Consider the following 8,532-nt stretch of genomic DNA (forward strand, 5'->3'; position numbering starts at 1 on the left):
GAACTCGCGACCTCAACCTTGGCAAGGTTGCGCTCTACCAACTGAGCTATTCCCGCTCTGATATTTGTTGCTTCGTATATCGAAGAAGAAGCAATTATTATGGATTTAATCGTGTGCGTCAAGTGTTTTGTTTTTATTTTTTCAAAAAATTTATTTGAATTCTTTCCATGCCATTTTCAGGTAGTAGCACATAGACCAGATGGTCAATACAGATGCTATAAACATCAATATGTTACCAATGAGATAGAAAGGGTCGTTATATTTGTCCGTGCCGATAAGCAGAAGGAAGATGGCGATCATTTGGGCAGTGGTTTTGAATTTGCCGATAGTGGCCACTGCAACGCTGCCGCGTTTACCCATTTGTGCCATCCATTCGCGCAAGGCGGAAATGGTAATTTCCCGGCCGATAATAATCATGGCGAAGATGGCGTATGTTCTGCCAAGGCTGACGAGCAGGAGCAGGGCAACTGCGACCATGAGTTTGTCGGCAACAGGGTCAAGGAATGCGCCAAAGTCGGAAGTTTGTTTCCAGCGGCGTGCCAAAAAGCCGTCGAACCAGTCTGTAATAGCTGCAAGTGCAAAGATGATGGCGGCTGTCCAGTTGACGGTTTGTGGTTGAATCCATGTGTTCGGCAAATAGAATAGGATGGTGAACACGGGGATTAATAGGACGCGCATCCAGGTAAGTAAAATAGGTATGTTCCAAGGCATGGTTTGGGACCTTTTGGACGATGTGTCGGATTGTCCATTATAGCTTATTTGTTCGCCGGGCTTTTTTGAGTGTTGTTTTTTTGCCGACAAGTAACGTGGGCAAAGGGCTTTGTTATGCGGGTTGTGAAGGAAGTCTGCTAAGGCCGTCTGAAAAATGGATTGTTGAGGGGTATAAATGTTTTTGGGTAGGTAAGTGGCTGCAAAATAGTGGGCAACGAGGTCGGCTTGCTGCTCAATATTGAGCTGGTTGAAGTGAGGCAAAGGCATGGGATAGGCGTAAGCTTTGCGTTTCCTATATCCGCCTTTGAGCATAATGAATAAACCGGATAACCAAACTTTGTGACCGCGCTGGTGTTGCCAGACATGTGTCAGCTCATGAATCAGCCAGATTTTGTAGGCGATGCCGGCTTGAGTGAAATCATCAGGGCAGTGTTTGCGCGGGAAATATATATTTCCATTGGGGGCTATAGCGGTATTGGGGTTGGGCAGGAGGGGGATGCCGCGATATATTTTAATGCGGTTGAAGTCTATGCCGTCGGCAAAAACCTGTTTTGCCATACGGACTTCGTTTTCGGTCAGTCTGCGCCAATTGGAAAAAATCATATTTTAAAGAATGATAGAGGGTAACAAGATATTCAGGCCGTCTGAAAGGTTTCAGACGGCCTGAACATGGGATTTATTGTTCTTCTGAAGCAGCTTGTTTGCCGTTGTCGAACAATTTGTCCATAGGCGTCAGATTGACTGCGTTGCCTTGGCTGACTATCCATTTGTTTTCAACACGCCACACGCCTGATGTATCTTCAACACGCAAATACCAATGGTTGGTTTTGTGGAGAGGTTTGAAGATGGCTTCGTATTCCATGCGGCCGTTTTGTGGCTCAGACGTTATGGCGCGCAGCTTGACGGTTTGGTCGTCGGCTTTTCGCGTCGGGTGCATCAGCAGCAGGTTTAATGGATGTTTGGCATCGAATTGTCCGCTGACGAATATTTTGGCGGCATTCATATCCGGACTGATTAAAACCTGCACCTGAATCTGCCGTTTAACGGCTTCTTCATCGCGGTGAAGCTGGATTTCGATGTGTTTGCCGTCTTTATAGTAATCGTCGGAAACCAAGTCTGTCGTGTGTTCTTTTGCGACGAAGAACATGGAAACGCTGGCGATAACGACAAAGATTGGACCTGCCATCAGCACCCAAGGCCAAGTGTGTTTATACCAAGGCTTAGTAGAATTGGGTTGGGACACCGTTGTTATTCTCCAATAAAGGTTGCTTTTTCATTCAAGACAGTTGGTTCGGCATCAGCGGCATCGGTTTCACGATATGTGAAAGTAAATTCAATCGGCTGGCTGCCTTTTTCGGCATACTCAGGAATGGTGGACACTTGAACCGGAATGGTCACGGTTTCGCGTGGCGCAATTTTAATACCGTTTTCTGGCAAGCCGGTCAAGGCGATATCATCAAAACCTTTGACTGTTGCAGTAACAGTCTGCTCATGTTCACTCTTATTAATGATGCGCAGGTTGTAGGCATTTTCCAACCAGCCTTGGCTGTTTTCGCGCACCATCACGCCGCGGTCTTTCAGAATATCCACTTCGACCATTTTACGGGTGGAAATGCCGGTTAAGAAAGCAATAATAACCACAAACAATACTGCACCATAACCTGCAACGCGAGGGCGTTTCAGACGTTTTTTGATGTCGCTTTCAGGGTATTCATGCTCCATTGCGCCTTCGGTAGTGTAACGGATCAGGCCGCGAGGATAACCCATTTTGTCCATGATTTCGTCACAAGCGTCGATACAGGCTGCACAACCGATACATTGGTATTGCAAACCGTTTCGGATGTCGATGCCGACAGGGCAGACCTGTACGCACATGGCACAGTTGATGCAGTCACCCAAGCCGCTTTCTTCTTTATTGGCAGTTTTCTTACGGGCGCCACGAGGTTCGCCGCGTTCGGTATCGTAAGAAATAATCAGTGTGTCTTTGTCGAACATTGCACTTTGGAAGCGTGCATAAGGACACATGTGCAGACACACTTTTTCGCGCATAATGTGGGCGAAGAAGAAGGTCATAAATCCGTAAAATGCTGCGGCAAACATTGCGCCGCTGCCTGCCGCCCCGGTAAACAGGGCTGGAACAAATTCACGGATTGGATTAAACCAGCCTGCGAAAGTAATACCTGTCCATGCGCAGAAGAGGAAAATCAACAGGGCTTTGGTGGCTTTAATGCGGATTTTAGTAAAGTTCCAAGGCGATTTTTCCAGTTTTAAACGTTTGTTGCGGTCGCCTTCAACCAAGTTGTCGATCCAAAGCATGATTTCGGTGTAAACCGTTTGCGGGCAAGAGTAGCCGCACCACAAACGACCGGCAATGGTTGTCCACCAAAACAGTCCGAAAGCACAAATCATCAGCAGCAGGGCAAGGTAAATCAAATCGCCCATGCCCAGTGACAGGCCGAAAATGAAAAAATGACGGTCAGGGATATTGAATAAAACTGCCTGACGGCCACTCCAGTTAAACCATGGAATCACATAAAACACAAATTGCGTGGCCAATACGGCGGCAATACGCAATTTGGCAAACCGGCCTTCTGCTTTTTTCGGATGGATGCGTTCGCCTTCAGGGTGGATCTGGATAACGCTGGCTCTTGGATTGAATGTTTTGGGAGGAGCGGTTTTGGCAGGTTTGTCTGCTGAGGAGGGAGTGTTTTCAGCTTGGTTTTCGGGTGACATAATCAGTGTTCCTTAATCGAAGTGCACACAAGCCTTTTGTCATGGTAGTAGTTTGATGTGAGTATTTTCAGACGGCCTTGGGCGTGCATATAAAATCATAACATTTGACTCTATGCAAAGCAAAAGCAGGGCTTGGTCTTAACAATAGTTGCGGTACTCCTGCCTCATACAAGGCCGTCTGAAAAGAGCAGTATTCAAAGACTTACGGAATAAGCGCAGGTTTATACTTATAGTGATTTCCTATTTATCCGATAAAAAATTTACAACATACTGTTTCAAAACGAAATAACAGTTAATATCATCTATCCCGTCCGTTTCAGACGGCCTATTGGAGATCATGCCGTCTGACAATGCAAATATCAAAGGCTATTCTTGAAAGCACGGCTGATTCAGGCGATAATCGGCACACCTTTTTTCATATTTCCAATCTTGTCCAAGGAAGGTCAAACCATGTCTCAACTGGCAAACGCAATCCGTTTCCTCTCAGTCGATGCCGTACAAAAAGCCAACTCAGGCCACCCCGGCGCACCTATGGGTATGGCGGAAATGGCGGAAGTATTGTGGACGAAGTTTCTCAATCATAACCCTGCCAACCCTAAATTCTACAACCGTGACCGCTTCATCCTTTCCAATGGGCACGCGTCCATGCTGCTGTACAGCCTGTTGCACCTGACTGGCTACAACGTATCCATCGAAGACTTGAAAAACTTCCGCCAATTGCACAGCAAAACCCCCGGCCACCCCGAATACGGTTACACCGATGGCGTGGAAACCACGACCGGCCCGTTGGGACAAGGTATTGCTAATGCTGTAGGCATGGCTTTGGCCGAAAAAATCTTGGCTGCCGAATTTAATAAAGACGGTTTGAACATCGTTGACCACCACACCTACGTCTTCATGGGTGACGGTTGTATGATGGAAGGCGTATCGCATGAAGCCTGTTCGCTTGCCGGTACTTTGGGCTTGGGCAAACTGATTGTTTTATATGATGACAACAATATTTCCATCGACGGTAAAGTGGACGGATGGTTTACCGAAAATATTCCGCAACGTTTTGAAAGCTACGGCTGGCACGTGATTCCAAATGTAAACGGTCATGACACTGATGCCATTCAGACGGCCATTGAAGCGGCCAAAACCGAAACTGGCAAACCTTCCCTGATTTGCTGCAAAACCTTAATCGGTAAAGGCAGCGCCAACAAAGAGGGTAGCCACAAAACCCACGGCGCACCTTTGGGCGCGGACGAGATCGAAGCCACGCGCAAACATTTGGGTTGGGCTTATCCTGCGTTTGAAATTCCGCAAGAAATCTATGCAGCATGGGATGCAAAAGAAAAAGGCGCGAAACTTGAGGCCGAATGGAACGAACTCTTCGCTCAATATCAAGCCAAATATCCTGTAGAAGCTGCAGAATTCGTGCGCCGCATGGATAAAAAACTGCCTGAAAATTTCGATGCTTACGTTCAAGCCGCATTGAAGGAAGTGTGCGCCAAAGCCGAAACCATCGCTACCCGTAAAGCCAGCCAAAACAGCATCGAAATCTTGGCAAAAGAGCTGCCTGAATTGGTGGGCGGTTCTGCCGACTTGACTCCGTCCAACCTGACTGACTGGTCAAACAGCGTTTCCGTTACCCGCGAACATGGCGGCAACTATATTCACTACGGCGTGCGTGAGTTCGGCATGGGCGCAATCATGAACGGCCTTACCCTGCATGGCGGTGTGAAACCATTCGGCGCGACTTTCCTGATGTTCAGCGAATACGAGCGTAATGCCTTGCGCATGGCTTCACTGATGAAAATCACCCCTGTATTTGTGTTCACCCACGATTCCATCGGTTTGGGCGAAGACGGTCCTACCCACCAACCTATCGAGCAAACTGCCACTCTGCGCCTGATTCCGAATATGGATGTATGGCGTCCATGTGATACCGTTGAATCTTTAGTGGCATGGTCTGAAGCTGTTAAAGCGGCCGACCACCCGTCCAGCTTGATTTTCAGCCGTCAAAACCTGAAATTCCAAGCGCGTGATGAGCAACAGCTGAACGACATCAAACGCGGTGCTTATGTAATCAGTGAAGCTCAAGGCAATGCACAAGCTGTTGTAATTGCTACCGGTTCTGAAGTTGAATTGGCTCTGGAAGCGCAAAAAGTATTGTCAGAACAAGGTATTGCCGTACGCGTTGTTTCCATGCCTTCTACCAATGTATTCGACCGCCAAGACGCCGCCTATAAAGCCGCCGTTCTGCCGGAAGGTTTGCCACGCGTAGCCGTAGAGGCCGGACATGCCGACGGTTGGTATAAATACGTCGGTTTGAACGGTGCAGTGGTTGGTATCAACCGCTTCGGTGAGTCTGCACCTGCTGATTTGCTGTTCAAAGAATTCGGTTTTACCGTAGGCAATGTGGTTGCCACTGTTAAATCCGTTTTGTAAATCAGATTTTTGATTGAGATAAAAAGGCCGTCTGAAATTTCAGACGGCCTTTTTTCTAGGTCGTATCGTTTGGATTTGCGAATACGTTGAGTTGTAATTCAAATAGAAACGCTTTAATCAGTATCATTTCCAAGTATGTGGGGAATTGCTTTTAATTTAGCAACTATTTTTCAAATGTCTATTTCTTAGAATTTCGGACGGCCTCCCACCTGTGTAGGAAAAAAGGTTGATTGAAACGGCATGTTTTGTTCCTATCCCTTTTGAACTAAAACTGTTTCTCCACACTGATGAATGTCTGCATATTCTTGCGGGAATAGAAGCCGCTCATATTGCTGTCGATTTTCAGATAACGTAAATTCAAATGCGGCACCAAGCCTTTCCATGCAAATTTGTTGTGCCAAATAGAGGCATTTGCCTGATATTCATGGTCTTTTCGGGTCAGGCGGTACACCAGGCTACCCGGTGCATCAAAGGTGCGGCGGGCGTAGCGCAGGTTGGTACGGATGCCGAATCCGTTCTCAAACGCTTTCGCCGCACCAAAGCGTATACCTTTGCGTACGGATGCCTGCTCCGCTTCTTTGGTCATGTCATGCGACCAGTCCACGCCTCCGTAAATCAGCCAGTTTTTCGGCGCAGAGTATGCCAGCGTTGCGCCCGCCAGCGGCATATGGCTGTTGTAACGCGCTGCTGAATCGCTGTTCCGATAGTATTTTTTGATATAACCTGCATTGAGCGAGAGCCGCCATTTTTCGTTCAGACGACGTGAAAAGTCGGTATGGATACCGGTTTCACGATTATAGCGTTTGCCGCCCAGCCAGTTTTGCTCGGCAAACGGTACAACCCCGAAAGATTGCACCGCCGAACGGTTTTTATAGCCTGCCGCCAAGCGCAGGCTTTGCTCGTTAAAATCCTGATTGTCCCAATAATGCACGCCGTCGCCGCTCAGGTTGCCGTAAACAAAATGATGCCCGCCCATGTTGATTTCGCGCGATACACCGGCGCCGTAGCGGATACCGTGCGCCTTTTGCGGTAGGCTATCAGCGGTTTTATTCCAGCGTCTGCCGTTCCATTCTATAACGCGCTCGGACGAGGCATTGTTCACATTATCGGTCTGCTCGTATTGCAGCGAAACATCAGGCTGCCAGTTTTGCGCAGATTCAATGGAAGCAAGATAGCGGTCGGCAAGTTGCTGCATGGGCGGCTGCAAATCCGGTTTTGCACGTTTCAATTCTGCCTTTGCCTCGCGGTACTGCTTGTTTTCAAACATCATGACGCCCAAATCGAAACGCGGATACGCCAAATCGGGATGTTTCTCCAAAATGCCGCGATAGAGCGAGACAGCTTCATCATGCCGCAACTGACTGCGCCGTAACGCTCCTAAAGCATAATCGTATAAAATGGCATCACGGTTGGGCGCGGCTTTATATTGCGCTAACAAACCTTCCAGCGTCTTCCAGTCCCGTCCGATTAATGCGCGGTTGATCTGTGCTTCCAATGAGGAATCGGCAGAAAGGTTATCTAAAAGCTTCTGTTCTGCGGGTTTGTCGTCAGTAAAATTTTTTGAGGGCGTTTCGCTGTTGGGTTGTTTGTCAAAAAATACAGGTGCAGGTACATGGACAACGGGTGTTTCGGCAAGGGCGGTTGATGTGAAGGAGAATATTAGTAAGATGAGATGGTTTTTATTCATTTTATTCAGTGGGATATGGGTCGTAGGAATATTCTGTCATTGTAAGGATAACACGGTGAAAATGGTCGAAAAGGTCGTCTGAAACGGTTTCAGACGACCTTTTGGCTATATTACATCAATATTAGCGGGAGCCGGCAAAGCCGATCTCACCATTGTTGCGATCATCGACAGTACCGACAATTTCTTCTGCTTCAGGACCGAAGAAGCCGAGTCGGTAGCTGCCACGGTTGGAAGAGCCTTCGATGCCGTGTCCATTAATTATGGTTCCGTCAGTTTCTTTATTGGTGTAGCTCATTTTTTTAATTTCTGCTTCATTCAGATGAATGTCGCTGTCAAGACCTGTAATTTTGCCACTACCTTTTCCGCTGTCGAAGTCAACAGAATAAGCCAATTTTCCTTTCTTATCTCCATCACTTGCAATACCGGAATAGTCGAATTTCCCCGCAGTAGGCAGGTTTTGGGTGGTATAACCTTTAATCAGGATATTGGTATCGTCATCGTCAGCATCCAGCTTTTCTGATTCACCATTAAGTGTTAAGCCGGTGGGCGTAATACCTGCAATCAGGGAATAGTTTTGACGGTAAATATGGGCAACACCGTTTCGGGTAATGGTATGGTCCTGACCTTCTGCCTGTGCAACGACAGTTTCCCGATAGTTTTGGCTGACTAACGTTTTAAGTGGAATACTGGATAAATTAAAATCATTACCACTGCTGGATTGGTTTCCTAAATTTACCTTATAAGATTTGAGAATAACTGCCCCATCAATTTCCTTCTTCTGTGCAAGTTCTCGGATATCTTTATTGGCGGTATTTTTTATACCTTCGTATGAAACTGAAAAATCAACGCGTGGTGTAGCGTTGGCAGAAGAATTATTGTTGCCGGGAGTATTGCTATTGTTGCCGGGAGTATTGCTATTGTTGCCGGGAGTATTGCTATTGTTGCCGGGAGTATTGCTATTGTTGCCGGGA

Annotated in this window: 6 protein-coding genes; 1 reads left to right on the forward strand and 5 read right to left on the reverse strand. The window is 47.3% G+C overall.

The genetic code is table 11. The annotated features are described in order from the left end of the window. Positions 1 to 150: 150 nt before the first annotated feature. From pgsA to ccoG, 3 genes are all read right to left on the reverse strand, one after another. On the reverse strand, positions 151 to 711 hold the full coding sequence (pgsA, locus tag ACTHSP_RS10500) for a CDP-diacylglycerol--glycerol-3-phosphate 3-phosphatidyltransferase (RefSeq protein ID WP_003679552.1): 561 nt from the start codon (positions 709 to 711) through the stop codon (positions 151 to 153). Between the two features lie 676 nt (positions 712 to 1,387). Then, on the reverse strand, positions 1,388 to 1,954 hold the full coding sequence (locus ACTHSP_RS10505; RefSeq protein ID WP_314513881.1) for a FixH family protein: 567 nt from the start codon (positions 1,952 to 1,954) through the stop codon (positions 1,388 to 1,390). Positions 1,955 to 1,959: 5 nt separating this feature from the next. Continuing rightward, positions 1,960 to 3,444: a cytochrome c oxidase accessory protein CcoG gene (ccoG, locus tag ACTHSP_RS10510; RefSeq protein ID WP_314513879.1), complete on the reverse strand. Its 1,485-nt coding sequence runs from the start codon at positions 3,442 to 3,444 to the stop codon at positions 1,960 to 1,962. Between the two features lie 450 nt (positions 3,445 to 3,894). Between ccoG and tkt the strand changes: the two genes are divergently transcribed. Next, the gene (tkt, locus tag ACTHSP_RS10515) at positions 3,895 to 5,874 is read left to right on the forward strand and encodes a transketolase (RefSeq protein ID WP_440346066.1); all 1,980 of its coding nucleotides are present in this window, start codon (positions 3,895 to 3,897) and stop codon (positions 5,872 to 5,874) included. Positions 5,875 to 6,139: 265 nt separating this feature from the next. Here the strand turns inward: tkt and ACTHSP_RS10520 are convergent, their stop codons facing one another. Both ACTHSP_RS10520 and ACTHSP_RS10525 read right to left on the reverse strand, forming a co-directional pair. Continuing rightward, positions 6,140 to 7,561 (reverse strand): surface lipoprotein assembly modifier, encoded by a 1,422-nt coding sequence (locus ACTHSP_RS10520; RefSeq protein ID WP_440346067.1) that lies wholly within the window; start codon positions 7,559 to 7,561, stop codon positions 6,140 to 6,142. 121 nt (positions 7,562 to 7,682) lie between these two features. After that, on the reverse strand, positions 7,683 to 8,532 hold an 850-nt coding region (locus tag ACTHSP_RS10525; RefSeq protein ID WP_440346068.1), incomplete at its 5' end, for a factor H binding protein domain-containing protein.

It is taken from the genome of Neisseria sp. P0001.S005, assembly GCF_051963715.1.